A 25,621-nucleotide genomic window follows, 5' to 3' on the forward strand; every position below is an offset into this window, starting at 1 on the left:
AGTTGACAAAAGGGGAGCGTCCCCGAGTGTCAAAGGTGTCCATTGATCGCTGTGGAGTGCGAGTCCATCAGCGGTCATTTTTTTTTTTTGACAGCAACCTTAATAGTGCCAGTTACCAGATTGCAGTTTGCGACGTTGCAATTCGATATCCGGCTATAAAGCCGTCAGCTAAAGAGCGAGCTACAGGAATTTCCGAGGACTAGTGTAACGAAAAAGTTGCCAAAAAAGACCGTTCCCCAAATGTGCTAGCCCAATATGGTTCAAATCGCTTTAAGTACATTGAGACTTTGATGGTGTATGTAATGAGCTAGCTCATTAGAAATTGTTTTATCTTTTTTTCTGTATCTGACCCGGGAATAGCGGTGAGTACAGACAGTTTTAAATTAGAATCAGATATAACCATATAACTGGTAAACTCAAACTTCAATTGACCTAATACCGGGTGGTTGATAGTCTTTAATAACCCCGCATCTTTTTTGACGTCGTGCATGGACCACCACGTATTGAATTCTTTGCTTTCGCTCCTGAGTTCATTTATAAAATCCTCAACCCATGGATCGCCGACGAGTTTTGCATAGACTGTACGAAAGCTGGCAATCATCTCTTGCGCTGCGAACTCCCAGCCAGCAATTGTCTTTTTATATTCGTCATTTGTAAACATGATTCGCAGCAGGTTACGTTTAGAGGCATTAATCTTACCGTAATCGAACAAAATTCTGGCAGCGGCTCTATTCCACGAAATAACATTAAAGCGGACATCAAGAATGATTGCCGGAGAAAATGCTAAGTTGTCCAGCACATGCTGCAGCATGGGATTAACCGTGTCAGTGCCAAGAGGAAAACCGGCCGGTGGCGTATGCTGAGCAAGAGTGTAAAGATGGTTGATTTCATATCTATCAAGCATCAAGGTTCTGGCTAAACTTTCAAGTACTTGTGAGGATATCTGTATAGGACGTCCCTGTTCAATCCACGTATACCATGTTAAACCGATTCCTGAAAGTAGAGCCACCTCCTCTCTTCTAAGACCGGGAGTTCTACGGCGCATTCCTGCAGGCAGGCCAACCTGTGCCGGTAAAATTTTTGCCCGGCGTGATTTTAAAAAATCTCCTAATTCTTTATGTCGTTGCTTTTCATTATCCATAAACCTTTCCTTCCTCTATCCTAGCAATTATACTACTAGTATAAATACATATCTATTACTATGATAAACCAAGTGGTAGTATAAATACAATGCTGATTAAAGAGGGGAGGCATTGTATCTATGAAAAAATGTTATTGTAAACGGCAGACCACATAAGAACAGAAAATACTACGGCACGGGTAACTGAAGTGTCAAAGTCAATGCAGGATAAAGAAATTTTTGATGGAGGTTACAGCATGAAAAAAGTGGTTGCTTTTATAGGGAGTCCAAGAAAAAAAGGCAATACGGCCACCCTTGTTAAAGAAGTTATTCGCGGGGCACAAGCTGCCGGTGCCGAAACAACTATTTTTAATCTTTATGATATGAATATCAAACCCTGTCAAGGCTGTCTTGTCTGTCGCAAGACCGGACACTGCGTCATGCAAGACGATTTCCAGATCATGTTTAACCATATTGTCGATGCGGATGTTGTGGTTTTCGGCTCGCCGGTATACATTTGCCAGGTTACAGCGCAAATGAAGCTGTTATGGGATAGACTCTGCGGCTTGTTTGATGAAACCTTTAAGCCGCGGTATGCTGCTAAAAGCCTGATCATGGTTTATTCGCAAGGAGATCCAAACGCGCAGTCTTTTCAGGCAGCCTTTCAAATCAATGAAGCTTTGCTTAAGATGTTTAACTTACATGTGGTTGATACCATTTTAGTAACAGGCGGCGGAGACCCCAACACCGCGGCTAATAATCAACAACTTTTATCACAAGCTTATGCAGCAGGAAAAGCAAACCGATAGGCAACGGTACGCTTGGCGAAGTAACCAAGAGAGCCTTTTTACCAGGGATTGTCTTTGTAGAAACTTCCTGCCGCCGGCTCATCTGTACTTGCATTTTACCGCAAACAGGCTATAATTAGAAATAGGTGGAAATTAAAAAGTCGACGTGACCTGAAAGTGTTAGCGCACTTCCAGGCCCGCGCAAGGTGCACACACACCTACACGTAACAGCCAAGCTGTCCACGACGACATTTCTATTATACACCGCTCTTCTACTGCGGCACAAGCGGGGGAGCGCGGGAGGAATAGCTGTTGCCGCAGACGCGTCGGGCTGTGAGTGCGACTGGACGCAGCAAATGATTTGGACTAGCCTCATCAGCTACTGAGCAGCAGGCAGACCAGACCAGGACCTACGGGTTTGTGGCCGCCTGGTTGTTTGGCCGGGTATACCGGCTTATTAGCGTTGAGTATGTAACAGACATCGAAACAGGACGCATGTGTAGGGTAAACCCTTTGCATGCGTTCTTTTTAATTTCCCCCTGTAAAAAAGCTGACGGCAATAATGGCCGCAGTCTAAATATAGGGGGTATATGTATGTCTGATGAAATAACGGGTTCCGGTTCAGCCGCGGGTCCCCAGCCAACATCTGTTTTGCCGGCAGCGCCGGACCGGGAGCCACCGCCGCCCGGCGCAGAACCGGACGACCGTCTTATGCTGCAAAACATCTTAAATGAGGCCTTTAATCAGTATATCTTTACCAGGGTGGACAATATCCTCAAACTGGCCGAAACCAATGATGCCGACTACCGTAAGACGGTTCATGAGGTCAGCGGCCTCCTGCACCGTCTGCTGAAGCTGGCCGGAAAACTGCAGGACCAGTATCCGGAATTGATTGACCTGGTCATGGAATTGGAGTCATTTACAGCCCTGGAATCAGGCCAGGCGGCGGACATCGCCTACAAGCAGGGGTTGCGGGACAGCGGCTATATCCACCAGGAGTTTGTAACCTTCCTGCAGCAGCGGTAGGATTAAAGTGCAGTGGTGGTTACTTTCTCCTACCAAGCATTTGAAATGCCCACAGCAGGCAAACGAGTCCATTTTTCTCATTAATTGCTTCCTATTTAAGGCTAGAAAGACGAGTGCCGCTGGCATTCGTCTATTCGCCATAAAGAGAGCTACATAGATATTTGGAGGGTCAAATTATATGCGATATGAATTTTCATCACAAGTTTCTGTAAAAGATATTTCCAAACTCAGAAAATCTGTTGGTTGGAACAGTATGGAAGATTGTTATAAAACTTCTTTAAAGCGATCATATTTCTATATTTGCTGCTATGAAGAAAGTAAACTTATTGGATTTTTAGATGTTGTAAGTAATGGTACTACAGATGCTTATATTCAAGATGTTATGGTAAACCCTGAATATCAAGGGAAAGGAGTCGGAACAAGTCTTATGAATAAGGCAATAAAAAAATTGAAAGAAGATAATATATATATGATCTCAGTTATATTTACAGAAGCATTATTGCCTTTTTATAAGAAATTTGGATTTTATATAATGCTTTCGGGACAATTAGAAACACACCAAATTATATAAATGATATCTATCCCATGTAAACTTATAGATCTTTATAATTAGCAAGCGTTACAGAAATAACAAAAAGGGTAATAGATAGAGTATAGACGCAGACGAAGGGGACAATGAACCTGTCCCTGTGTCCCTCTCCTGTGTCCCTCTGGGCTAAAAGACGAATTAGGAGGCGATGGCATGAAAGAAATGAGTGTAGAAGAATTGTGGCAGCTTTATCCTATTATTCTTAAAGACCATAACCCCAATTATCAATCGTGGTACGCCGAGGAAAAGCAGCGGCTACTGCACATCCTGCATGACTACGATATTTGTCGTATCAATCATATCGGCAGCACGTCTGTCGAAGGGCTTATTGCGAAACCAACCATTGATATTCTATTGGAATTACCTAAAGACGGTGCTGTGAATGACATTGCTCAGCTGTTGCAGAACGATGACTGGATTCTAATGCAGAAAGCTGATAAACAAAGAACGCTTGATCTGGGGAAAGGATATTTGCCCAACGGCTTTGCCGAAAAGGTATACCATCTTCATGTGAAGCCGTTGGGAGATTGGAACGAACTTTATTTTCGAGACTATCTGCGACAATACTCTAATGTTGTACGGCAATATGAGGCGTTGAAGCTGGGTCTTAAAGAGCGGTTTGAACATGACCGTGATGCCTATACCTATGGAAAGTCGGATTTTGTCATGGAACAATCGCAAAAGGCTAAATTGGAATTTGCAGGACGTTATTTGCCGCCTGAGCACTAATTCGCCTTCAAGCAGTAGAAGCCCTAATCCTAAGAAGCCGCCACCTCTTAGGTGGTAGTATGTCACATAATTCACATGAAGAGGAAGACTTATGAAGAATGTAATTTGTAAAAAGATATACCTTGAATTGAGAACGCCGGGTAACGGAGATTTTGTGGCCGATATTGACAGAATCCGTCAGGCTTTAAAACCGGAGTATGGAGAGGTTCAGATTTCTATTGAAACCATTAAATTGTCCTATAAGCTGCTGCGGGATTTTGACTGGAAGCTCACAGTCACCTTAGTACAAAAGGGTTTTGCCTGGGAAATTGTAAACCTTGAGCGGGGAAATACTTCAGCTAAGAATTTTGCTTATGCCGCTGATCTTGGGAGCACAACGGTTATTATGCAGCTGATCGATCTGAATACTGGAAATATTTTGTGTGAAGAAAGCGGGGTCAATCATCAAGTCCGTTTTGGTGAGGACATCCTTAGCCGCATCGTTTACGTTAAGGATAATGATGCCCATTTAAGGGAAATCCAGCAATGTACACTGCTGAATTTTATTGAACTCATGGATAAAATTCAAACTGCCACAGGCATTTCTCCGGACAAATGCGGCACATTTATTATCGGCGGCAACACTACCATGATTCATTTTCTGTTGGGGATTGACCCTTGGTTTGTTTTCTATACTCCCTATACGCCAGCTTTTAACCGGACCGGTTTCTTTGCTGGCCGTGAAATCGGCTTACCCTTTAATGGCTTAGTATACTGTTTCCCTTCTACAGCTAATTATTTAGGCGGCGATATTATCAGCGGGCTGTTGGCGTCCAAGATGTATGAACAAAGTGAACTGGCTCTCTATATGGATATTGGCACAAACGGCGAAATGCTTTTGGGCAACAAGGAATTTCTGTTTTCAGCTGCGGGCGCGGCAGGACCTGCCTTGGAAGGCGGTATCAGCAAGCAGGGAATGCGGGCAAAAGCAGGGGCGGTAGATTCGGTGCAGATTGTTCAAAATCAGTTGCAGATTACTACCATAGAGAAGGCAAAGCCAGTGGGTATATGCGGTTCAGGGATTGTTGACCTTCTTGCTGAAATGTTGCTGGCAGGCTGGATTGATTACTCGGGTCGGTTTATTCCCGGCAGATCAGAGCGAATCCTTAGGCGGGACGGAGAATATGTCATTGTTTACGCATGGGAGCACGAATCAGCCTTACATGAAGACTTAATATTCAGTCAGGCTGACATTTTAAGATTTATGGATACAAAAGCGGCAGCGAACACCATGGTAGCGTTTTTAGTAGAGGCATTGAATATTACACCGGATAAGATTCAACGGGTATATCTGGCCGGAGCTTTTGGAACCTACATAAATATTGAGTCAGGAATTACCATTGGGTTATATCCCGACCTGCCCCGAGAGAGGTTTGTTCAAATGGGAAATGGCTCTATAAAAGGAGCCTGCAAGTTGTTACAAGATGCAGATCAATTGTTGGTTGTAGAAGATCTAATTAGCAGTATAATCTATCTTTCCTTAGCTGAGGCGCCGGATTTCCTGAATAAAATGTCAGCGGCCAAATTTTTGCCCCACACGGATTTTTCATTATATCCCACGGTCATTGAAAAGATCAAGAGCCGTAAACACTTGGAAAGTAGTCCCCGTTAATCGTCTGTCCAGCGATTGGACAATTCCTAACTGGCAACCTATCTTGGTGCAGGAAAAATAAGTAAAATATCGAACTAGAGCCATAGCTATAAATAAAGCTATGGCTTTTTTATGGTTTCAGGAGGAGGGGCGTTAATGAATATTTTATATAAACCCAGCCCAGAATGGTATAAAAAAATATGGTCACTTGATATTCAAGATATGTCTTGGGTTGAACATACTAAAGATGAAATCAATTTTATTGTTGATATTATGGAGTTATCAGGAACCGAAAGAATCTTGGATTTAGCATGTGGTTTTGGTAGACATGCAATAGAACTCGCAAAAAGAGGTTTTTCAGTAGTTGGTGTTGACATTACACCTGAGTATATAAAAGAAGCTAGAAGAATTTCTTCTTTGGAAAAATTGAATACGGAATTTATCTGTGCTGATTTAAGGGATATTTCTTTTGAAAATGAGTTCGACGTTGTTTTAAATATGGCAGATGGTGCAATTGGATATCTTGAAAACGATGAAGAGAATCTTAAGATATTTGATTTAATTGCAAATTCACTTAAAAAGAATGGAAAGCACTTTATGAATATATGTAATGCAGAACATGCTGAAATGCATTTTCCAAAGCGAAATTGGGATATTGGAGAGAAAGAGCTTTCGCTTCCAGAGTTTCATTGGGACAAAAAAAATCGACGGATGCTATATGGAGGATGGAGCATAAAATTTGGAGAGATAGCTAAAAAACCAAGAATTGATGAATTGGCAGCAGATTCAAGTATTCGATTATATTCAATAGATGAAGTGAAAGATATTTTTAAAGCAAGGGAAATAGTGGTTAAAGACACATTTGGTAAGTTTGATAAACATATACCGGCGTCACACAAGGAAATGCAATTGCTAGTCTACTCACAAAAAAATAACCTTTAAGGGACAAAGGGAACAGGTACATTGTCCCAAGAATAAATAGATGTTACTAGTTTGGAGATGATTTAATGCCAAGAGAAGCTAAAATAATGACAGTGGGGACGTTCCTTTTTGTCATAAATACAGTAGAATAAAAGTGAGTGATAAAATAGGCAGACAGGACTAGAAAGATGAGTGATACAGGCTTTTACCATATAATCTTTTGGGAATTAACCGTCAGCACTTATTTAAAGAAAAATTAATTTTACCTTTTTTCTTGAGAGATTAAAGCAATTGAAGATCCGTCTGAGGAAGAAATTTACCGCAAGATAAAGCTATGCATAGGCGGCCGTGAACCTCATGCAATAGCGGGGGTTACTCACTGGTTCGCAATGCAGCTATAAGACAGTTAAAAGGAAGAGCAGGATTGTCTATTGGCTAAATAGAGTGAGCTACAGGTATATCCCGAGGGATGATAATAAAAAAAGTTGACAAAAAGGAACGTCCCCAAGTGTCCTAATAGATAACAAAATATATATTACTAACGGAGTTGAAGGAATTTTCAAACTTAATAGCGAAGAAAATGAATACAGACTTGTAAATTAATTCAAGCTGCAACTTGTTCGTCGCAGATTTACACACAAAAAAAGTGCTAGGAGGAAAACTGATGTCTAAGATGAAAAAGATCACTGCCGGTTTAGCTCTGTCTGTAGGATTATTGGTTTTGAGCGGATGTTCAAGTTCACAACCGGCCCAGTCCGCCCAGTCTCAATCTGCCACAGAGATGAAAGTATTCCAGGGTGTAGGTCAATCCTCCATATTCCGTGTCGGACCGGGAAAAGACGAAAATGGCGGCACTATCTACAGCCTGAACTATGTCATCTGCAGTGCGCTGTTTGACAAGGACGGGAAAATTATCGCTGTTTACTTTGACGGTCTGGAGTTGCTCTCGCCAAACGATGTCGAACATCAGGGTTCTCCCAAATTCTCGGGTTGGCCCGGACAGACCGGCTTTGCAGGAACAGAAGCCAACACGGTCGATGCTGCAGCAAAGCAAGTCGCTGCCTGGAAATCGAAGCGTGAACGAGGCGATAAAGAATATGGCATGAACTGGTCAGAGCAGGTAGCAGTTTACCAGGAATTTTTCAAAGGAAAGACCGTAGCTGAAATTGAGCAGTGGTTTGCAAAAAATTCATCTGATCTAAATGGAAGACCACTGACCGCCAAAATGACCAACCCCCAGGACAAGGAAAAGTACGACAAACTGACTGATGCTGAGAAACAGGCTCTTGTCGATGTGACTTCGGGCGCGACGATCAGCCTAAAAGACCCCCATGGTGATTTTATAAACGCTCTGCAGAAAGCCTACGCGAACAAAACCGAAGTCTCTATTACCGGTAAATAGATTCTGAATAAAAAGTGGGGGTATTCCCTAGAGGATTTATTATCCTTGGAGATACCCCTTTGTTTTACCTGCTGGATTTAGTATCAAGGTCGATAAATGGGGCAGTTTAGCGGTGCTGAGCTCACTTTTGTTGCTTATAGTAGTTTTACGCTCGAACTGGGTTATTGGATATTGATGATACTGGATATAGACTAAGAAAGGTGGGTTCGACAGTGTTTAGTAAGTTTGGTGACCGCATCAGTCGCCGGGATGCCTTAAAGCTCGGTATTTTAGCCGCTGCTACCTTAGGAATGGGTTTGCCATTAAGCGCGCTGACAAAGTCCGCGATTGCCCAGGATTTGGGTTCGGAGCAATTGGGTTTCCTGTTCAACCAGGAATTGTGCATTAACTGTAAAGCTTGTGAGAGAGCCTGCCGGTCGGCAAACCAGGAAGCACGGGATGAACAGGTGAATTGGCGACGCGTTTTGGACAATGGCGGCGATGAAGATGAAGGGCATTTCCTTTCCATCAGCTGCAACCATTGTGCCGAACCAGCTTGCCTGACCGTATGCCCGGTTACAGCCTACACCAAACGGAAGGACGGTATCGTCCTTCATAATGCAGAGAAGTGCGTAGGCTGCGGCTATTGCATGTATGCCTGTCCCTATCATAGTCCTCAGTATAGCCAAAAGACCAAACGGGTCACCAAGTGCCATTTCTGTTACAGCCGTCAGGACCAAGGGCAGCAGCCTGCCTGTGTGGAAGTTTGCCCGAAGAAAGCTCTGCTCTCCGGCAAACTGTCCGAGCTGAAAAAGATCCCAGGCGGGGTTGCAACCCTCGAAGGCCTTCCGTCGCCCACGATCACCAACCCATCCTGGGTCATCATACCGAAAGTGTAGGAGGTTACGGATATGGAACAGCATTGGCAATGGCTTGTCGTTATATATTTATTCCTGGGCGGCTTGGGAGCCGGAGCGTACATCACCTCTTTTCTGGCGGAAAAAGGTTTTTTGGGCATAGCGCCGAGTCTGACCCGGGCAGGATATTTCATTGCGGCTCCTGCCGTAGCCATCGGCACTCTGCTGCTGGTTTTTGATCTCGGGCAAGGGCTCAGGAAACCTTGGCTCATCTTCGGCCTTGTTAGCAACTCTACATCGATGATGACCTGGGGAACCTATATCTTGTCAGCCTTTATTTTTGTGGGACTTATCAAGCTCTATTTTGTGCTCAAAAACAAAAAGGCCCCCGATGTGTTAACCTGGGCCGGAACCTTGCTGGCGCTTTGTACGGCTGCCTATACCGGATTCCTTTTGTTGGCTGTCAAGGCTATTCCTTTTTGGAATTCCAACATAATACCCGTTCTCTTTGTTGTATCAGCTCTGTCAACCGGCCTGTCGGCCACTTCGCTGCTGGCGCCAGTGCTGGAAAAAGGAGTTTTTCAAGAGGGGCGGGCCAGTCAGTTCCATCTGTTTTTGGTTGTGCTGGAGATCATCATAGCGGTGTCCTTCATTATGATGATGCTAAACGGGTTTAATGGTCCTACTGGCACCAAATCGGCGAAACTCCTGATCTCAGGAAAGTATCAGATCGCCTTTTGGGGCGTGTTCCTTGTGGTGGGCCTCGTACTGCCGGCTATTATTTATATACAGGAAATTTTGAGCCGGAGAAAAAAGCCCGGGGATACCGAGAACGCTGTCCTGATGGAAGTTGTAGCCGATAGCAAAATCCACGGAGCTCATTCCCCGCTGGTTATTATTGGCGAGCTGGGTGTGATCATTGGCGGCCTGACCCTCAGAATGCTGATTGTCTTTGCGGCTCTGCCGGTATGGGATGGATTTAGCATATACTAAAGGCGAAACAGGCTGATACATCATTATATCTCAGGCCTTTACAAAGGGGTGTTGAACGCTGGGCTGAATCCAGGCTAGATTGAGTGGATTTGCGAGGTCACGGATCGCCTCCCTAATTCGATGACCTATCCACCTTTGATACAATTAAGATAAATTGTGTCAGAGGTGGATATTTTATTTTTATGAATAAAAGGAACAACAGACTGTGCGAAAAGAGGAACACTTCAGTATGCTAAGTGCCCCCAAAAGCGAATGTTAAGAAGAATAGCGGCAAAATCAAAAGAAAAGCCAGTAGCCTTTCTTCGGATTGCCGCTATCATTTCTTCGGTTCCCAAAATTGAGAGCACACGTTTAAGGTTATACACCAAGCAGTGCATAACCGCTTCCCCTCTCACGTTTTCGATGCCGCGCAGCAAAAAGTATGTATAGCCAAAACCCCGCTTGATTGTGCCAAAAGGGTGCTCGACGATCATTTGGCGTTGTTTATACAGCAAAAGAGTTTTTAGATTATTATTCTCAAGTTGTTGATGGATCTTCAGTATCCTGTATTCCAGATAAGGATATAAACGAATACTTTCTGAGACTAGTTAACTATAAACTAAAATTACTAACAAAGACTAATAATTTAATGGAAGAACGTGAAATGTCTGTAATATCGAGTCATATCGATAATATTAATAATCAAATCAAGATATTATTAAATTCAATTGGAGCTACTCTTAGTCTCATTACTGCAAAGAATTTATTATCATTGTTTTTGCAACAATACGAAATCATCTTACAAAGCTCCAACTACTTACGAAAATATTAAAAAACTTGGTATTATCAGAGAACATATTATTAAGTTATTGACTGAAACAGAACAGTTTGTCAAAGAATATGCCAATGTAATTAACGAAAAACGAATTTCTCTAAGTTTATTTGGTGATACAGCATCTCTTATGACTAAAGTTATATATGAAATTAATCAAGTGTTAATGACAGTGGGGACGTCAGACTGTGCGAAAAGAGGAACACTTCAGTATGCTAAGTGCCCCCAAAATCGAATGTTAAGAAGAATAGCGGCAAAATCAAAAGAAAAGCCAATAGCCTTTCTTCGGATTGCCGCTATCATTTCTTCGGTTCCCAAAATTGAGAGCACACGTTTAAGGTTATACACCAAGCAGTGCATAACCGCTTCCCCTCTCACGTTTTCGATGCCGCGCAGCAAAAAGTATGTATAGCCAAAGCCCCGCTTGATTGTGCCAAAGGGGTGCTCGACGATCATTTGGCGTTGTTTATACAGCTCGGGCTGTTTGGCCATCCGCTCATCGGTACGCGCCATGACTTCCTGGTAGTCTCCATGGATAATTTGCCGGCCCCGCTTGTTTTTGGTGCAATTATCCTTTTCGGGACACGTTTTGCAGGCTTTACTCCGATAGAGTTTTTTCTTGGCATCTTCTTTGCTTACCTGGTTCAGTATTTGACCTTGCGGGCACAGGTAACTGTCTTTGTCTGGGTCATATTTGAATTGATCTAGGGTATAGGCCGGATTACCGGTGGCGGAAGGGGGGGTTTGTTTCGGTATTAGGGCTGTGATCTGATCTTGTTCACACTTTTCCAGGTCTTCTCCGTTGTAATAGCCTTTGTCGGCAAGCACGGTCAGGGTATCGACTCCCAGCTGTTGTTTTGCTTGGGATGCCATTTCATAAAGTTGGCTTTGGTCTGCCGGGTTATTGGTGATATCAACCGCTACGATCAGGTGGTGTTTATCATCTACGGCCGTCTGCATGTTATAGGCTACTTCCATTCCCATGTTGTTGGCGCTCATGAGCCGTGCCTCTTTATCGGTCAAAGAGACTTCGCCGGTTTCTTCGATTTGGTGTTTGAGCTGCCTTAGTTCTTCTATACGCTTGGTTGCTCTGGCCAGTTTGGTCTGCAGTTTCTTCTTTGCTGACTACGACAGCTGTATCGCCTTCGCTCTCGTCGCTGTGCGCTAATAGTTCCAGGTAGCGTTCGGCTGCTTGTTCAAAGTAGGCTAACATTTTAGCCACTTTGTTCTTAGTTATGTTTTTTTTACGGGCATTGTTAGCCCTAAACTTGCTGCCATCAATGGCTACGATTTCTTTTCCTAGTAAACCGAGCTCACTGCATAATAAAGAAAACTGTTGGAAGATATCTTTTAGCTGTGCGATATGGTCTTTTCTAAAGTCAGCAATGGTACGATAGTCCGGCTTTATTTCTTTCAGTAGCCACATCAGCTCAATATTTCTTGTGCATTCTCTTTCCAGCTTGCGGGAGGTTCGAATGCCGTTGAAATAGCCATATAGGTAAAGTTTCAGCAGGTCGCTCGGGTTGTAGGGTTTGCGGCCCGTTTCCTTGGTGGTTGCGTATTTAAATCCTAAGGCCTTTACGTTTAAGCTTTCCACCAGCATGTCAATCACTCGTACCGGGTTGTCTTCGCTAACCATTTCATCCAAGCTCATCGGCAATAGGCTAAGTTGATACCGGTCTGTACCACGGGAGACATAGCGCGTCATCATGCACACCTCAAACCATTTTTTCTTACTTTTATTATATCATTTTTTGGTTTTCATGGCGTTCTGTTTGTGATAAGTTACCCGTTTTCGCACAGTCTGACGTCCCCAAGTGTCCTCCGAAATGGTTCAGAAGCGGATTGATGAGTTTAAGGCATTGTGGACTACTGCTATTAATCCCAATGAACAGAATCGAGCATTTAAGCTGTTGGTTGATCGGATTGTATATGATCGTGAAGATAATGATTTAAGGCTAGAATTTTGTATAAATAGAAAAGAAACTGAGAAACTCCTGCTAAACTTGTATTAATTTGGCAGGAGTTTTGTACTTTTATAGGAATATAAAATTAATAATACCGCATAAGAAAAAAACATGTATGTGTTTGCACTTACCCAATAGCAAGATATAATGGAATTTTCACATGATACTATGAACTTTCATCATTAAAAATTTATCTGCCCTGTTTTTAAAAAATAGAAAGAAGGTGCAATATGGCAAAATATATGCAACTTAGTAAGAAACTACAGGATAGAATTCAAAACGATATCGCTGAAAGAAATAAACCCGATATGTCGTTTGGAAACGATAAGGTTATACGCAGAGACAACAATAAGGATAAAAGTACGGTATGGCGTCCGGCGTTTGCAAGAGATATTGATAAAATTATGCATAGTGCTTATTACAATAGATATGCAGATAAAACTCAAGTTTTTTCATTTTATAAAAATGACGATATCACTCGCAGAGCATTACATGTTCAATTAGTGTCAAGAATTGCAAGAAATATTGGGCAGGTTTTAGGACTTAATTTAGATTTAATTGAAGCAATTGCTCTAGGACATGATCTAGGACATACACCTTTTGGGCATGCAGGTGAAGACTTTTTAAAAGAATTATACTTGAGTGAAACAGGAAGATACTTTAATCATAATGTACATAGTGTACGTGTGCTTGATGGTATCTTCCCGTATAATATTAGCCTTCAGACGCTAGATGGTATCCTATGCCATAATGGAGAATTTGAACTAAAAGAGTATTACCCCAGTGAATTAAATACTTTTACACAATTTGATGAAATAGTGGAACTGGCATATCTTGAACAGGCATCAATTAAAAAAATGATACCGGCGACATTAGAGGGATGTGTTGTAAGAATTTGTGACATGATAGCATATATAGGTAAGGATAGACAAGATGCATTTAAGGCAAAGATTATTTCTTCAGATGATGGATTTGATAAAGGACCTTTAGGAAACAGAAATGCTGAGATCATTAATAACTTGATTGTAAATATTATTGAAAATAGCTATGGGAAAAACTACATAAAATTAGATGAAGAGTATTATAATCATCTTAAGTTGTCTAAAAATCAGAATTATGAGTATATATATAAGAATCCTGAGGTTAGAGAAACATATAATACTATTCAACCAATGTTTGAACAAATCTATAAGAAACTACTTGATGATTTAAAGAACAACATAAAGAACTCAGTTATTTTCAAACACCATATCAATTTTATTGAGAGTATAAGAATAGGATTCAAATGTGTAGTGCCGTATCGTGAAGAAGAACCAAATCAAATAGTTGTTGACTATATAGCAAGCATGACAGATGACTATTTTATCGATCTATATGATTACTTATTTCCGCACAGCCAATATAAAGTTAATTATGTATCATATTTTAGCAATCTTTAAGCCACTATATAGAAACAAAAATCTCAAAATTGGGGCGATATTTCATGAAAACATTTAATTGCTATGATGCCATGATATTTTCGGCTGGGGAAATTTATTAAAATTTATTTGAGGTATCGTATGGAGAACAGGATTATAGCTGACTTAAAAAACAGTTATGGGTTAACTTACAATCAAATTACTCCTGTAACAGGAGGATTGCTCAATAAGAAATGGAAAGTTTCTACAGATAAAGGGGAATTACTGATCAAGCAATATAGCACAAAGCGCTTTGACAGAAAGAATTTGAAATTAATCGAATCTCGACTTCAACGGCAGATTTTTCTTCAAAAAAAAGGCTTTTCTTGTCCGCTTATATGGCAGAGTGGAGGACAAGTAATCCGCTGGTTAAACGAAGAAACGGTATATATGGTAATGGAATTTTGCAAAGGAGACATTAAAAATTCCGACTCAATATCAATAAATCAAATGTATAGTCTAGGAGGCACTTGTGCTTTAATGCATAGAGCACTTTCACAATTACCACAGCCGTTAGTGAAGAGTTTACCTCATTTTGGAGGCTATACACTGGATTCTCTGTGGAAAAAGTTTAGATCTAGATTAAATAAATGCTCATCGGAGGATCATAGTGGATACCGGCAAACCTTACTTGCTTTAGAGCCCATTTTGAAACGGTTAAGTCCCGAATTTTTTGACAAGTTTTCCAAAGGATATGCTCATGAAGATTTTCATTCAGGTAACATTCTGTTTAATATGGATTGTGTATCTGCTGTCGTCGATTTTGATCGCAATTGCTGGAGTTATATTTTACATGATATCGGAAGAGCGATACTGTCTTTTGCACTGGAAGAAGATAAAATGAACATTAAAAAGATATACGCTTTTCAAAAGGGTTATTCACAATATTTAGCGATCACATTATCTGATATTGCAAATGCTTTGCGACTCTCTTGGTGCATTGAAATAGTGTGGTGGATACAACCAGAATTTTTTGAGGAATGTGACAAAACTCCAAAACGTTTTAGAGATGAAATGTTATGGTTGACAAAACACTGGTTTGAAATGGATTCTATATTATATTCATATTAGTTGGAGTGTGTTATGCTGGTATGTTCAATTTTTATAAACTTTACATTGACTTACCACAACATACCAATTACAATAAAAACAACACCTAACGAATAATAACTATCCATTATATAACGTATGTAAAACCCAACCTAAGCAAATCCTAAATGGTAGCTATGAAAACGAGGTGATTTAAGTGACGGTTAAGCACGTTAACCACCTGGCCAATGAAAAGAGTCCATACCTATTACAGCATGCACACAATCCAATAGACTGGTATCCGTGGGGTGAAGCAGCTTTCGCGAAGGCGCGGGAAGAAGACAAGCCGGTATTTTTTAGTTGTGGCTATAGTACGTGCCACTGGTGCCATGTTATGGAGCGGGAATCGTTTGAGGATGAAACCGTTGCCGCGCTGTTGAATAATTATTTTGTGGCGGTTAAGGTGGACCGGGAGGAACGGCCTGATGTGGATCATATCTATATGGCGGTTTGCCAGGCGGTGACCGGACAGGGCGGCTGGCCGCTGACGATTGTGATGACGCCGGATAAAAAGCCGTTTTTTGCCGGTACATATCTGCCGAAGCATGCGATGTATGGGCGGCCGGGGCTGCTGGAAGTCTTGTCAATGCTGAAGGAACAGTGGGACCAGAACCGGGACAAGATTGAGGAGATTGGCGAAAAGCTGGCTCATTCTTTACAGCACCGGCCGGCCCAGGTGGAGCCGGGACAGTTGTCGGTAGAGACGCTGGAGCAGGCTGTGGCCCAGCTGTTAAGTGATTTTGACCCGAATTATGGCGGCTTTGGGCCGGCGCCTAAATTTCCCACCCCTCATAATCTCCTGTTTCTGATGCGCCACTGGCGGCGGACAGGGGATAAAAAAGCCATTGCCATGGTGGTCAAAACCCTGGATGCCATGAGCCGGGGCGGGATTTATGACCATCTGGGCTATGGCTTTGCCCGCTATTCCACCGACAACAAGTGGCTGGCGCCGCATTTTGAGAAAATGCTGTACGACAACGCGCTGCTGTGTTATGCCTATGTTGAGGCCTATCAGTGCACCGGCGACCCGGACTTTGCCCGGATTGCCGAGGAGATTATCACCTATGTAATGCGGGATATGACCAGCCCGGGCGGCGCATTTTATTCGGCCGAGGATGCCGACTCGGAAGGGGTGGAAGGCAAGTTTTATGTCTGGAAGCTGGCGGAGATTACGGCGGTGCTGGGACCAGAGCTGGGCCAGCTGTTTGCGGATGTCTACGATGTTACCGCGGCCGGCAATTTTGAGGGCGAAAATATTCTGAACCTGATTGAGCAGGATTTATATGACTATGCGGCCCGGCACAGCCTTGATATTAATGAGCTTGAAGCCAAGCTGGCTGACGCCAGGGCCAGGCTGTACCAGGAACGGGAGCAGCGGGTCCATCCCTTTAAGGATGATAAGATCCTGACCGCCTGGAACGGGCTGATGATTGCCGCTCTGGCCAAAGCCGGGCGGGTGCTGCAAAGAGAAGAGTATGCCAAGGCGGCGGAGCGAGCCATTAACTTTATTTTTGCCAAGCTGACGGCGGAAGACGGCAAACGCCTGCTGGCCCGCTACCGGGAGGGCAATGCGGCCTATCTGGGGTATGTCGATGATTATGCATTTATGTTATGGGGACTGCTTGAGGTGTACGAAACCACCTTCAACCCTAAATATCTGCGTCAGGCCATTGCGCTGAGCGCCGATCTGAAAGAATTGTTCTGGGACCAGGAAAACGGAGGTTTTTATTTCACCGGCAACGATGGCGAGGAATTGCTGATGCGCCAAAAAGAGATTTATGACGGCGCCATGCCTTCCGGCAATTCGGTGGCGGCGCTGGCCCTGCTGCGGTTAGGACGTTTGACGGAGAATGCCGAGTATATCGGCATGGCGGAAAAGCTGTTCAGCTGTTTCAGCAGTGAGATCTCCCGCTATCCCCGGGCCTATACCTATTTCTTGCTGGCCCTTGATTATTATCTGACCCCGCCGAGTCATATCGTGATTGCCGGGGCGAAGCAGGATCCCAATGTCCAGGCCATGCTGGCGCTGGCCGGGCAGAGTTTTATGCCGGCGACGACGGTTGTCTACAATGACCCGGACTATCAGGCCGACAACTGGGAGCTCGTGCCTGTGGCTGCCGGCCAGGGGGCAGTCAACGGCCAGGCAACCGGCTATATCTGCGAGAACTTTGCCTGCCGGAAGCCTGTCCATACGGTTGAGGAATTTAAACAGGTGTTGCCCAGGGCCAAGCTTGAGGAATAAGCCGTAGGGCTCACGGCCGGGCCGACAAAAGGCTTGTCTGAATTTCGTAAAATTAGTAAAATATAGTTGAATGGAATAGGAAGGGGGCGCAACACATTGATTACTGCCAAATTGCAAGACGCTATCAACAGCCAGATCCAGGCGGAAATGTATTCAGCTAATCTCTATCTGGCCATGTCGGGGTACTGTATGTCGAAAAACCTGAAGGGGTTTGCCAACTGGCTCCGGGTGCAGTATCAGGAAGAAATGATGCATGCCTTAAAGTTTGTTGATTATATCCTTGAGCGCGGCGGCCAGCTGGAGTTACAGGCGCTGGCGGCGCCGCCGGCCGAGTTCGGCAAACCGGTTGAGGTATTTGAGAAAATATTGGCCCATGAAGAGCATGTTACTAGTCTGATTAATCAGCTCTATGCAGTTGCTGTTGAGGAAAAGGACGTGGCAACCCAGATTTTCCTGCAGTGGTTTGTAACCGAGCAGGTGGAGGAAGAGGCTTCGGCCAGTGAGGTGCTCGAACAGTTAAGAATGGTTGGCGACAGTGCCGGTTTGTTCTATCTGGATAAAGAACTGGCGGCCAGAGTCTATCAGCCGCCGGCTGCACCTGCTCAGTAGCAATAAGAGACCCCGGGGACGGGGTCTTTTGTTTAAACAAACCCCCGCCGGGGGCAGGAGGAGTGTTTATGAACAGAATCGTCATCATTGGGGCGGTGGCGGCCGGGCTTAAGTCGGCCGCGAAGATCCGCCGGGAAGACCCGGAAGCGGAGATTATTGTGTTGGAAAAAGGCTCGCTCATTTCTTATGGCGCTTGCGGGATGCCCTTTTATGTAGGCGGCATGATTGCCGATATCAGTGATTTTGTAAAAACCTCGGCCGGGGCAGTGCGCAATCCGGAATTTTTCAAACAGGACAAGGATGTGGATGTACGCATCCGTACGCTGGTTACGGCTATTGACCGGGAAGCGAAAACGGTCGCGGCCAGAAATCTGGACACCGGTGCCGAGATGGTTTTCCCTTATGACAAGCTGGTCATTGCCACCGGCGCCAGCCCTGTCAGGCCGCCGCTGCCGGGGATTGAGCTGGGGGGAATCCATCAGTTCTGGCACCCCGATGATGCGGCTGCGGTCCGGGCCGGAATCGATAACGGCCGGATCAAGCAGGCGGTGATTATTGGCGCCGGGCTTGTGGGCATGGAAATGGCCGAGGCTTTTACGTCCCGGGGCGTTGCGGTAACGGTGATTGAGATGCAGGACCAGGTATTTGCCGCTTTCCTGGATACCGAGGCGGCGGCCGCCGTGGCCGATTATGCCCGGGCTGCCGGCATCACGCTGCGGCTGGGCGAGAAGGTGGCGCGGTTTGACGGTGAAAACGGTGCGGTTAAGGCGGTGGTAACCGATAAACGGGTTATTCCGGCTGATATTGTGATACTGGCGATTGGCGTCCGGCCCAATACGGAACTGGCCAAGGCCGCCGGTCTGGCTATCGGTCCCTCCGGGGCGATCGCGGTAAATGAATATTTGCAGACAAGTGACCCCGCTATTTACGCCGGCGGCGATTGTGCCGAGAATACCAATATTATTTCCGGCAAAAAGGTGTTTGCGCCCATGGGTTCCACCGCCAACAAGCATGGCCGGGTGATCGGCGAGAATATCGGCGGCAACCGCGTTGCCTTTCGCGGGGTGCTGAATACGGTTGCTGTCCGGCTGCTCGAGTTTCATGTCGGCAAGACAGGCCTGACCGAGCGGGAAGCGAAAGCCCTGGGTTATCACTATGTAACCGCGACGGCAGCCGCCCCGGATAAGCCTCACTATATGCCGGACTCTAAGCTGATAACGGTAAAGCTGATCGTTGAGGCAGCCAGCCGCAAGGTCCTCGGCGCTCAAATTTTTGGCAGGGGTGATGTGTCAAAACGGGTTGATGTTGTGGCGGCAGCGATTACTATGGGCGCAACGATTGATGACCTGTTTGATATCGACCTGGCCTATGCGCCGCCGTACAGCAGCCCGATTGACAATGTGGCTATTGCCGCCAATGTCGCGATGAATAAGCTGCAGGCCAAGTAAAGGGAATACCGGCCCAGGCTGGCGAGGAAAAATAAATGAAACCGGTTGGGTAAAATTCATGACGGCGGTTCACACTACTAGTGAGGTGAACTGCCGTCATGAATGTGTTTGTACCCAAACGCGCTTTTTTTGAACCTAAAGCCCTCGATTATCCCCTGGGCAAGGAAATATATGAAAAGCTGCAGGACCTGGCTGTGCCGGTCCAGTTTACCGGCTCTCATAACCGGGTGACCGGGATTCCCGGCAGCACGGCCCGCGAATCGTTCCGCGAGGCTAAGCGCACCTTGGTCGTCGGGGTCAGAAAAGGGACTCAGTTTGCCAGCTGCAAGCCTTCGGCCCATTATCAGCTGCCGCTCAACACCAGTTGTCCGAGTATGTGTGAATACTGTTATCTGGCGACTACCCTGGGCAAAAAGCCCTATCTCCGGGTATATGTAAATATTGAGGATATCTTTGCCCAGGCCGAAGCCTATATCGGCGAGCGGGCGCCCTCTATTACCTGGTTTGAGGGAGCGGCCACCTCCGACCCGATCCCGACGGAATATCTGACAGGCCTGTTGTTTAAAACCATTGAATTCTTCGGCCGCCAGGAGCTGGGGCGGTTCCGTTTTGTTACCAAGCATGACAAGGTGGACAGCCTGCTGTCGGCCCGGCATAATGGCCATACCCGTTTCCGCTTCAGTCTGAATGCGGCCCCGGTGATAGAGAAGTATGAGCATGTGACACCGTCGATGCTGGAACGGGTGGCGGCTGCCGGCAAGGTTGCCGGGGCCGGTTATCCGCTAGGTTTTATTATTGCGCCGATTTTCTATTTCCCCGGCTGGCAGCAGGAGTATGACCGGCTGGTAACGGCCCTTGACGCCCAATTACCGGCTGCGGCCAGAACGGATCTGACTTTCGAACTGATTTCCCACCGCTTTACCAAACGGGCCAAAAATAATATTTTGGACTTGTTTCCCGAGACGGATTTACCGATGGAGGAGAAGGAGCGGAAATTTAAATACGGTCAGTTTGGCTACGGCAAGTATATTTATCAGCCGGAGGTTTTGCAGGAGATCAAAGAGTTTATGACAGGCCGTTTGACCGCTGTTTTTCCTCAGGCGAAAATCGAGTATTTTGTCTGAATTTGCCTTGTCTTGCGAAATTTTCACGAATTCTTTTGCGCTTGCTCAAGTAGACAGACCACTAGGCGTTTCCTGTCGTTATTTGGCAGGACTTTTTTTTTGTTTCGAGAATCCCTTAACTATTGTCCCAAAAATTACGATATACAATTATGTGATGATGTTGTTGCTTATATGTTATTGGGAGGGCTTTCATTGGAGAAGTCAACAGTTATCGGAATCTTCCTGGGGATTTTTGCTATTATTACCGGCATGGCGCTAAAAGGCGCAAGTCCTGCTGCACTTATAAATCCGGCAGCATTTATAATTATTTTGGTGGGAACCGCAGCCAGCCTGTTTAATGCATTCCCTATGGAACATCTCAAAAATTTCCCTGTATTGCTTAAAAAGCTGTTTAACCAGGAAGAACGTATCCCCAAAGAGCAGCTGCTCCGACTATTTGTCGATTTGTCGCAGGTTGCGCGCCGGGAAGGGATTCTGGCGCTGGAAAGCAAGCTTGAGGATATTAAGGACCCGTTCTTAAAGAATGGGATGGGCATGGTCATTGACGGGATGGATGTGGATTTTGTCCGGGATGTGCTGGACGCTGACATTGAAGCGATGGAAGAACGCCATCGCAATGGGGCCCTGATTTTTTCCCAGGCCGGCATGTATGCGCCGACACTGGGCGTTTTAGGGGCGGTAATTGGCTTGATTGCGGCTCTGGGCAGCCTTGATGATATTGAAATGCTGGGCCATTCCATTGCCGCGGCGTTTGTGGCCACTTTGCTGGGGATATTTACCGGTTATGTGATTTGGCATCCGTTTGCCACTAAGCTCAAACTGATTTCCAAGGAAGAGGTAGAAGTCAAACGGATGATGGTCGAAGGGATTTTGTCGCTGCAGGCCGGTGATTCACCAATGGCTATTGAATCCAAATTGCTGGTGTTCATTCCGCAAAGGGTCCGGGAGCTGCTAAAGCCAAAACCGGAGGATAAATAGATGAGCAGAAAGAAAAAAGAACACCATGAGGAGCATGCCGATGAGACCTGGCTGATTCCTTATGCCGACCTCCTGACTTTGCTGCTGGCCCTGTTTATTGTCTTATTTGCCTCAGCCCAGCTGGATCAGAAAAAGTTTGATCAGATCGCAGCCTCTTTTAATGTGGCTTTTAACGGCAGTCCGGCTTTGCTGGAGAGCCCTAAGCCGCCGCAGCCTGAAACCAGCCAGGCCAATCCGGCTGTGCCGCAGATACCTGCTGTAATGAACGCGATGAACGGGATTAATGAAAAGGCGTACATGCAGGAAACGGCGCAATTGATCGAGTTGAAAAAGATGCTTGATAAATATATAGGTGACAATGGCCTGAGCGGTGACTTGTCGACAGCGCTGACTGATGACGGGCTGATGATCCGCATTCAGGATACGGCCCTGTTTCCGTCAGGCAGTGCCGAGCTGCGGGCCGAGTCCCGCCGTTTTGGCACACAGATTGCCCAGTTATTGTCGCCGCTGACGCAAAAAGTTACTGTATCCGGCCACACCGATACGGTGCCCATCAACACCAGGCAGTTTCCCTCCAACTGGGAGCTTAGCTCGCAGCGGGCCGTAAATTTTATGAGATTCCTGATGGTTCAGGAACCGGGGCTCAGGCCGGAGCGGTTTAGCGCCACCGGTTATGGCGAATACCGGCCGGTGGCCAGCAACGATACGGCCGAGGGCCGGTCTGCCAACCGGCGGGTTGAGGTATTCATTCAGCGCAATTATCGCCCCTGAGGCCAGGATATACATTGGGTTTTGTTTGTTTGAACGAGGCAATGGGGCCTCGTTTTTTTATTCCCTGGCAGGAAGCGGCAGCGGCTTGGGCGGATGCATTTTTTTCCAAAGCAAAAAGTTAATATAATTTACCGGCATTTGCCCAATACTATACCGGATGAACAGGAGCGGCACGTTTCGCCCCTGGTGGTGTAAAGGCGGCAGGCAGGGGAGGATGCAGTGTATGCAGCTTGTAATTATTCCGACCTTTAATGAGCGGAGTAATATTGCCCGGTTATTATATTTAATTTACAGGGCTGTGCCCGGTATTCATATTCTGGTTGTGGATGATGCCTCCCCGGACGGGACCGGGGAACTGATTGAGCAATTGCAGGCGGAAACATACGGGGGCAGGCTCTTTCTGCTCAAACGGCCAGGCAAGCTTGGTCTGGGCACGGCTTATATTGCCGGCTTTAAGTGGGCCCTGGCGCGGGGGTATGAGCTTATCTTGGAGATGGATGCCGATTTCTCCCATAATCCCAAGTATTTACCGCACTTTATAGCGGCCAGCGCCCAGTATGATGTGGTGCTGGGGAGCCGGTATGTGGCCGGGGGCGGGGTAACCAACTGGAAGCCTCTGCGCCGGTTGATCAGCATGGGCGGCAGTATCTATTCCCGCCTTATTCTTAATATTCCCTTTCATGACCTGACCGGCGGCTTTAAATGTTTTCGCCGCCAGGTGCTAGAGGCTGTTGACCTTGATAAAATCCAGTCGACCGGCTATTGTTTTCAGATTGAGATGACCTACCGCGCTTACTTGCTGGGGTTTAGGATTAAGGAAGTGCCTATTGTGTTTGAAGAGCGGCTGGGGGGAGAATCCAAAATGTCTCCTTCTATTTTCCGGGAAGCGCTGTTGATGGTTCTAAAGCTGCGGGCCCGGCAAAAATTTTTGCGGCAAAGCCTGGTTATGGGGCCCAATAATCTGAGTTAAGCGCTTTTATGGGGCTTGTATGGGCAATTTTATTGTAGCTAGGTGAAAAAACCTAGTTTTTTTATTGTCTGTTTTAGGTTATAATTAACGTTGAAGTCTTGTCTGTAAATTTATGGAAGGTGACATATGATTATTGGTATTGGCACTGATATTGTGGAGATAGACAGAATTAAGGCGGCTGTGGAGCAGGAGGCGTTCGTCCGGCGGGTGTTTACGGCCGGTGAGGCGGCCTATTGCCGCGGCCGGGGCGTTCAGCAGGCAGCCTCCTTCGCTGCCCGGTTTGCTGCCAAAGAGGCTGTGGCTAAGGCGTTTGGCAGTGGCTTTGCCGGCGGAAAGGTGAAAGACATTGAGGTTGTAACTGCCGCCAACGGTAAACCGGCTATTGTGCTGCACGGCGGCTTTGCCGAGCTGGCCGGTGAACTTGGGGTTACTGCCATCCATATTTCCCTGACGCATGCCCGGCAATACGCGGCAGCGCAGGCAGTCTTAGAGGGGGACGGAAAGTGATGAAAGCGGCAACAGCGGAAGTAATGCGGACGATTGACCGGATTGCTATCAACGAGTACGGTATTCCGGGGGCAGTATTGATGGAAAACGCCGGGGTGGCGGTGGTGCGGCATTTGGAAACAATGCTGGAGCCGCTGTCGGAACGGAAGTTTTGTATTTTGGCCGGCAAAGGCAATAATGGCGGCGATGGCTATGTGATTGCCAGGCATCTGGCCAACCAGGGCGCTAAGGTTAAAGTATTTCTGCTGGGGGAAAAAGCGGCTGTGGGCGGTGATGCTAGACTCAACCTTGATATCATTGATTTAATGGGCATTGACATTATTGAGATTAACCATGAGCGGGTGTGGGACAAGGTAAAAGTTGCCGTGACCTTTGCCGATTGTCTGGTGGATGCCCTGGCCGGCACCGGGTTTTGCGGTGAACCCAGCGGTGATATGGCCCAGCTGATTGAACTGATTAATGCCGCCGGCAAACCGGTCGTGGCGGTGGATATCCCCTCCGGTGTGGATGCTGATACGGGCCGGGTTTACGGCCGGGCGGTGCAGGCCAGCCATACGGTTACCCTGGGGCTGCCGAAGCCGGGCCTCTTCTTATATCCCGGGGCGGAATGCGCCGGCCAGCTCACGGTGGCTGATATTGGTATCCCGGCGGCGATTGTGACCGGGCAGGAAATTAAGCAAAATATCATTATGGCCGATATGATCGGGGCAATACTGCCCCGGCGCAGCCCGGCCGCCCATAAGGGCGAGAACGGACGGCTGGCGGTGGTGGCCGGTTCGCGCGGGCTGAGCGGGGCTGCGGCGATGACCGCCGAAGGCGCCCTGCGGGCCGGGGCCGGTCTGATTACCCTGGCCGCGCCCGCCAGCCTGCAGGCCGTATTGGCAGTCAAGCTGACCGAGGTAATGACAAGGCCGCTGGCGGAAACCGCTGCCGGTACTGTTGCCCAGGCTGCGGTACAGACGATTATCGACCTGGCGTCGGCCAGTGACGTGCTGGCTATTGGGCCGGGGCTCGGCCGGCAGGAAGAAACCGGGGCGATGGTCCGGGCGGTGATCGCGGCGGCCGGCTGCCCGCTGGTGATTGATGCCGATGCATTAAATGCCCTGGCCGGCTATACCGCTATTCTTGCTGACTGCAGCGCGTTGCCGGTGTTGACGCCACACCCCGGTGAGATGGCAAGGCTGACCGGTCTCTCTGTTCAGGCGGTAAACGCTGACCGGGTAACAGTGGCCCGGCAGGCGGCCGGCGAATGGGGCAGCATTGTTGTGCTTAAAGGGGCCCGTACAGTTGTTGCTTTTCCCGATGGAGAAGTATATATTAATACCAGCGGCAATGCAGGCATGGCCACCGGCGGCACCGGTGATGCCCTTACCGGGATTATTGCCGGCCTGATCGCCCAGGGGCTTTCCAGCCATGATGCGGCGGTGGCCGGGGTGTATGTTCACGGCCTGGCCGGTGATGTGGCGGCAGCTGCCGGCATGGTCGGCCTGACGGCGACAGATCTGATAAAAGCGGTGCCGGCAGCATTGTACGGAATAAAAGGCTATTAAAGTATATAAAAAAGTTGACAGTGGTATATAATTGCTTATATAATAATATTATCTTTTAATATGC

General features: G+C 46.5%; 24 protein-coding genes. 20 read left to right on the top strand and 4 right to left on the bottom strand.

Features of this window, described 5'->3' with window-relative positions; genetic code table 11:
• Window positions 1-307 precede the first annotated feature (307 nt).
• A complete protein-coding gene (locus ACZ481_RS07345; protein WP_464769513.1) occupies window positions 308-1,141 on the bottom strand; it encodes a helix-turn-helix transcriptional regulator in 834 nt (277 codons plus the stop codon).
• A 236-nt stretch (window positions 1,142-1,377) separates the two neighbouring features.
• Between ACZ481_RS07345 and ACZ481_RS07350 the strand changes: the two genes are divergently transcribed.
• The 9 genes from ACZ481_RS07350 (at window position 1,378) to nrfD (ending at window position 10,034) form a co-directional block, all read left to right on the top strand.
• Window positions 1,378-1,929 (top strand): flavodoxin family protein, encoded by a 552-nt coding sequence (locus ACZ481_RS07350; protein ID WP_464769514.1) that lies wholly within the window; start codon window positions 1,378-1,380, stop codon window positions 1,927-1,929.
• A 573-nt stretch (window positions 1,930-2,502) separates the two neighbouring features.
• Window positions 2,503-2,934, top strand: coding sequence for a hypothetical protein (locus ACZ481_RS07355; RefSeq protein WP_464769515.1), 432 nt, complete (start codon window positions 2,503-2,505; stop codon window positions 2,932-2,934).
• Between the two features lie 178 nt (window positions 2,935-3,112).
• A complete protein-coding gene (locus ACZ481_RS07360; RefSeq protein WP_464769516.1) occupies window positions 3,113-3,505 on the top strand; it encodes a GNAT family N-acetyltransferase in 393 nt (130 codons plus the stop codon).
• Between the two features lie 171 nt (window positions 3,506-3,676).
• On the top strand, window positions 3,677-4,252 hold the full coding sequence (locus ACZ481_RS07365) for a GrpB family protein (protein WP_464769517.1): 576 nt from the start codon (window positions 3,677-3,679) through the stop codon (window positions 4,250-4,252).
• Window positions 4,253-4,343: 91 nt separating this feature from the next.
• Window positions 4,344-5,903: an ASKHA domain-containing protein gene (locus ACZ481_RS07370; protein ID WP_464769518.1), complete on the top strand. Its 1,560-nt coding sequence runs from the start codon at window positions 4,344-4,346 to the stop codon at window positions 5,901-5,903.
• A 135-nt stretch (window positions 5,904-6,038) separates the two neighbouring features.
• On the top strand, window positions 6,039-6,824 hold the full coding sequence (locus ACZ481_RS07375; RefSeq protein ID WP_464769519.1) for a class I SAM-dependent methyltransferase: 786 nt from the start codon (window positions 6,039-6,041) through the stop codon (window positions 6,822-6,824).
• 643 nt (window positions 6,825-7,467) lie between these two features.
• Window positions 7,468-8,205, top strand: a complete 738-nt coding sequence (locus tag ACZ481_RS07380; protein ID WP_464769520.1) for a hypothetical protein — start codon at window positions 7,468-7,470, stop codon at window positions 8,203-8,205.
• A gap of 212 nt (window positions 8,206-8,417) precedes the next feature.
• Entirely contained in the window at window positions 8,418-9,083 is a 666-nt protein-coding gene (locus ACZ481_RS07385) for a 4Fe-4S dicluster domain-containing protein (RefSeq protein WP_464769521.1), read from the top strand.
• Window positions 9,084-9,095: 12 nt separating this feature from the next.
• Window positions 9,096-10,034: an NrfD/PsrC family molybdoenzyme membrane anchor subunit gene (gene nrfD / locus ACZ481_RS07390; RefSeq protein WP_464769522.1), complete on the top strand. Its 939-nt coding sequence runs from the start codon at window positions 9,096-9,098 to the stop codon at window positions 10,032-10,034.
• Window positions 10,035-10,258: 224 nt separating this feature from the next.
• Here the strand turns inward: nrfD and ACZ481_RS07395 are convergent, their stop codons facing one another.
• From ACZ481_RS07395 to ACZ481_RS07405, 3 genes are all read right to left on the bottom strand, one after another.
• On the bottom strand, window positions 10,259-10,606 hold the full coding sequence (locus ACZ481_RS07395; RefSeq protein WP_464770593.1) for a transposase: 348 nt from the start codon (window positions 10,604-10,606) through the stop codon (window positions 10,259-10,261).
• 446 nt (window positions 10,607-11,052) lie between these two features.
• Window positions 11,053-11,844: a transposase gene (locus ACZ481_RS07400; RefSeq protein WP_464769523.1), complete on the bottom strand. Its 792-nt coding sequence runs from the start codon at window positions 11,842-11,844 to the stop codon at window positions 11,053-11,055.
• A 13-nt stretch (window positions 11,845-11,857) separates the two neighbouring features.
• On the bottom strand, window positions 11,858-12,499 hold the full coding sequence (locus ACZ481_RS07405) for a transposase (RefSeq protein ID WP_464769524.1): 642 nt from the start codon (window positions 12,497-12,499) through the stop codon (window positions 11,858-11,860).
• A gap of 543 nt (window positions 12,500-13,042) precedes the next feature.
• Here ACZ481_RS07405 and ACZ481_RS07410 point away from each other — a divergent pair.
• The 11 genes from ACZ481_RS07410 to ACZ481_RS07460 all read left to right on the top strand — a co-directional run bounded on the left by ACZ481_RS07410 (window position 13,043) and on the right by ACZ481_RS07460 (window position 25,557).
• Window positions 13,043-14,251 carry a deoxyguanosinetriphosphate triphosphohydrolase family protein gene (locus tag ACZ481_RS07410; protein ID WP_464769525.1) on the top strand — a complete coding sequence of 403 codons (1,209 nt, stop codon included), beginning with the start codon at window positions 13,043-13,045 and terminating at the stop codon, window positions 14,249-14,251.
• Between the two features lie 120 nt (window positions 14,252-14,371).
• Window positions 14,372-15,340: a phosphotransferase gene (locus ACZ481_RS07415; RefSeq protein ID WP_464769526.1), complete on the top strand. Its 969-nt coding sequence runs from the start codon at window positions 14,372-14,374 to the stop codon at window positions 15,338-15,340.
• Between the two features lie 175 nt (window positions 15,341-15,515).
• Window positions 15,516-17,600, top strand: coding sequence for a thioredoxin domain-containing protein (locus ACZ481_RS07420; protein ID WP_464769527.1), 2,085 nt, complete (start codon window positions 15,516-15,518; stop codon window positions 17,598-17,600).
• 96 nt (window positions 17,601-17,696) lie between these two features.
• Window positions 17,697-18,209, top strand: a complete 513-nt coding sequence (locus ACZ481_RS07425) for a ferritin (RefSeq protein ID WP_464769528.1) — start codon at window positions 17,697-17,699, stop codon at window positions 18,207-18,209.
• Between the two features lie 68 nt (window positions 18,210-18,277).
• Entirely contained in the window at window positions 18,278-19,657 is a 1,380-nt protein-coding gene (locus ACZ481_RS07430) for an FAD-dependent oxidoreductase (RefSeq protein ID WP_464769529.1), read from the top strand.
• A 98-nt stretch (window positions 19,658-19,755) separates the two neighbouring features.
• Entirely contained in the window at window positions 19,756-20,781 is a 1,026-nt protein-coding gene (splB, locus tag ACZ481_RS07435) for a spore photoproduct lyase (protein WP_464769530.1), read from the top strand.
• Window positions 20,782-20,973: 192 nt separating this feature from the next.
• Window positions 20,974-21,759 carry a flagellar motor stator protein MotA gene (motA, locus tag ACZ481_RS07440; protein WP_464769531.1) on the top strand — a complete coding sequence of 262 codons (786 nt, stop codon included), beginning with the start codon at window positions 20,974-20,976 and terminating at the stop codon, window positions 21,757-21,759.
• Window positions 21,760-22,530: a flagellar motor protein MotB gene (locus tag ACZ481_RS07445; protein ID WP_464769532.1), complete on the top strand. Its 771-nt coding sequence runs from the start codon at window positions 21,760-21,762 to the stop codon at window positions 22,528-22,530. It abuts the gene before it with no gap.
• Window positions 22,531-22,753: 223 nt separating this feature from the next.
• A complete protein-coding gene (locus ACZ481_RS07450) occupies window positions 22,754-23,500 on the top strand; it encodes a polyprenol monophosphomannose synthase (RefSeq protein ID WP_464769533.1) in 747 nt (248 codons plus the stop codon).
• Window positions 23,501-23,626: 126 nt separating this feature from the next.
• Window positions 23,627-24,007 carry a holo-ACP synthase gene (acpS, locus tag ACZ481_RS07455; protein ID WP_464769534.1) on the top strand — a complete coding sequence of 127 codons (381 nt, stop codon included), beginning with the start codon at window positions 23,627-23,629 and terminating at the stop codon, window positions 24,005-24,007.
• On the top strand, window positions 24,007-25,557 hold the full coding sequence (locus ACZ481_RS07460; protein WP_464769535.1) for an NAD(P)H-hydrate dehydratase: 1,551 nt from the start codon (window positions 24,007-24,009) through the stop codon (window positions 25,555-25,557). Before acpS ends, ACZ481_RS07460 begins: the two co-directional genes overlap by 1 nt.
• Window positions 25,558-25,621: the final 64 nt, after the last annotated feature.

The organism is Sporomusa intestinalis (assembly GCF_055383785.1).

What these genes read in the sequence shown, in the direction of transcription:
- ACZ481_RS07345 (WP_464769513.1), bottom strand. Translation starts at nt 1,141, where the DNA reads ATGGATAATGAAAAGCAACGACATAAAGAATTAGGAGATTTTTTAAAA.
- ACZ481_RS07350 (WP_464769514.1), top strand. Translation starts at nt 1,378, where the DNA reads ATGAAAAAAGTGGTTGCTTTTATAGGGAGTCCAAGAAAAAAAGGCAAT.
- ACZ481_RS07355 (WP_464769515.1), top strand. Translation starts at nt 2,503, where the DNA reads ATGTCTGATGAAATAACGGGTTCCGGTTCAGCCGCGGGTCCCCAGCCA.
- ACZ481_RS07360 (WP_464769516.1), top strand. Translation starts at nt 3,113, where the DNA reads ATGCGATATGAATTTTCATCACAAGTTTCTGTAAAAGATATTTCCAAA.
- ACZ481_RS07365 (WP_464769517.1), top strand. Translation starts at nt 3,677, where the DNA reads ATGAAAGAAATGAGTGTAGAAGAATTGTGGCAGCTTTATCCTATTATT.
- ACZ481_RS07370 (WP_464769518.1), top strand. Translation starts at nt 4,344, where the DNA reads ATGAAGAATGTAATTTGTAAAAAGATATACCTTGAATTGAGAACGCCG.
- ACZ481_RS07375 (WP_464769519.1), top strand. Translation starts at nt 6,039, where the DNA reads ATGAATATTTTATATAAACCCAGCCCAGAATGGTATAAAAAAATATGG.
- ACZ481_RS07380 (WP_464769520.1), top strand. Translation starts at nt 7,468, where the DNA reads ATGTCTAAGATGAAAAAGATCACTGCCGGTTTAGCTCTGTCTGTAGGA.
- nrfD (WP_464769522.1), top strand. Translation starts at nt 9,096, where the DNA reads ATGGAACAGCATTGGCAATGGCTTGTCGTTATATATTTATTCCTGGGC.
- ACZ481_RS07400 (WP_464769523.1), bottom strand. Translation starts at nt 11,844, where the DNA reads ATGAGCGCCAACAACATGGGAATGGAAGTAGCCTATAACATGCAGACG.
- ACZ481_RS07405 (WP_464769524.1), bottom strand. Translation starts at nt 12,499, where the DNA reads ATGAGCTTGGATGAAATGGTTAGCGAAGACAACCCGGTACGAGTGATT.
- ACZ481_RS07410 (WP_464769525.1), top strand. Translation starts at nt 13,043, where the DNA reads ATGGCAAAATATATGCAACTTAGTAAGAAACTACAGGATAGAATTCAA.
- ACZ481_RS07415 (WP_464769526.1), top strand. Translation starts at nt 14,372, where the DNA reads ATGGAGAACAGGATTATAGCTGACTTAAAAAACAGTTATGGGTTAACT.
- ACZ481_RS07430 (WP_464769529.1), top strand. Translation starts at nt 18,278, where the DNA reads ATGAACAGAATCGTCATCATTGGGGCGGTGGCGGCCGGGCTTAAGTCG.
- splB (WP_464769530.1), top strand. Translation starts at nt 19,756, where the DNA reads ATGAATGTGTTTGTACCCAAACGCGCTTTTTTTGAACCTAAAGCCCTC.
- ACZ481_RS07445 (WP_464769532.1), top strand. Translation starts at nt 21,760, where the DNA reads ATGAGCAGAAAGAAAAAAGAACACCATGAGGAGCATGCCGATGAGACC.
- ACZ481_RS07450 (WP_464769533.1), top strand. Translation starts at nt 22,754, where the DNA reads ATGCAGCTTGTAATTATTCCGACCTTTAATGAGCGGAGTAATATTGCC.
- acpS (WP_464769534.1), top strand. Translation starts at nt 23,627, where the DNA reads ATGATTATTGGTATTGGCACTGATATTGTGGAGATAGACAGAATTAAG.
- ACZ481_RS07460 (WP_464769535.1), top strand. Translation starts at nt 24,007, where the DNA reads ATGAAAGCGGCAACAGCGGAAGTAATGCGGACGATTGACCGGATTGCT.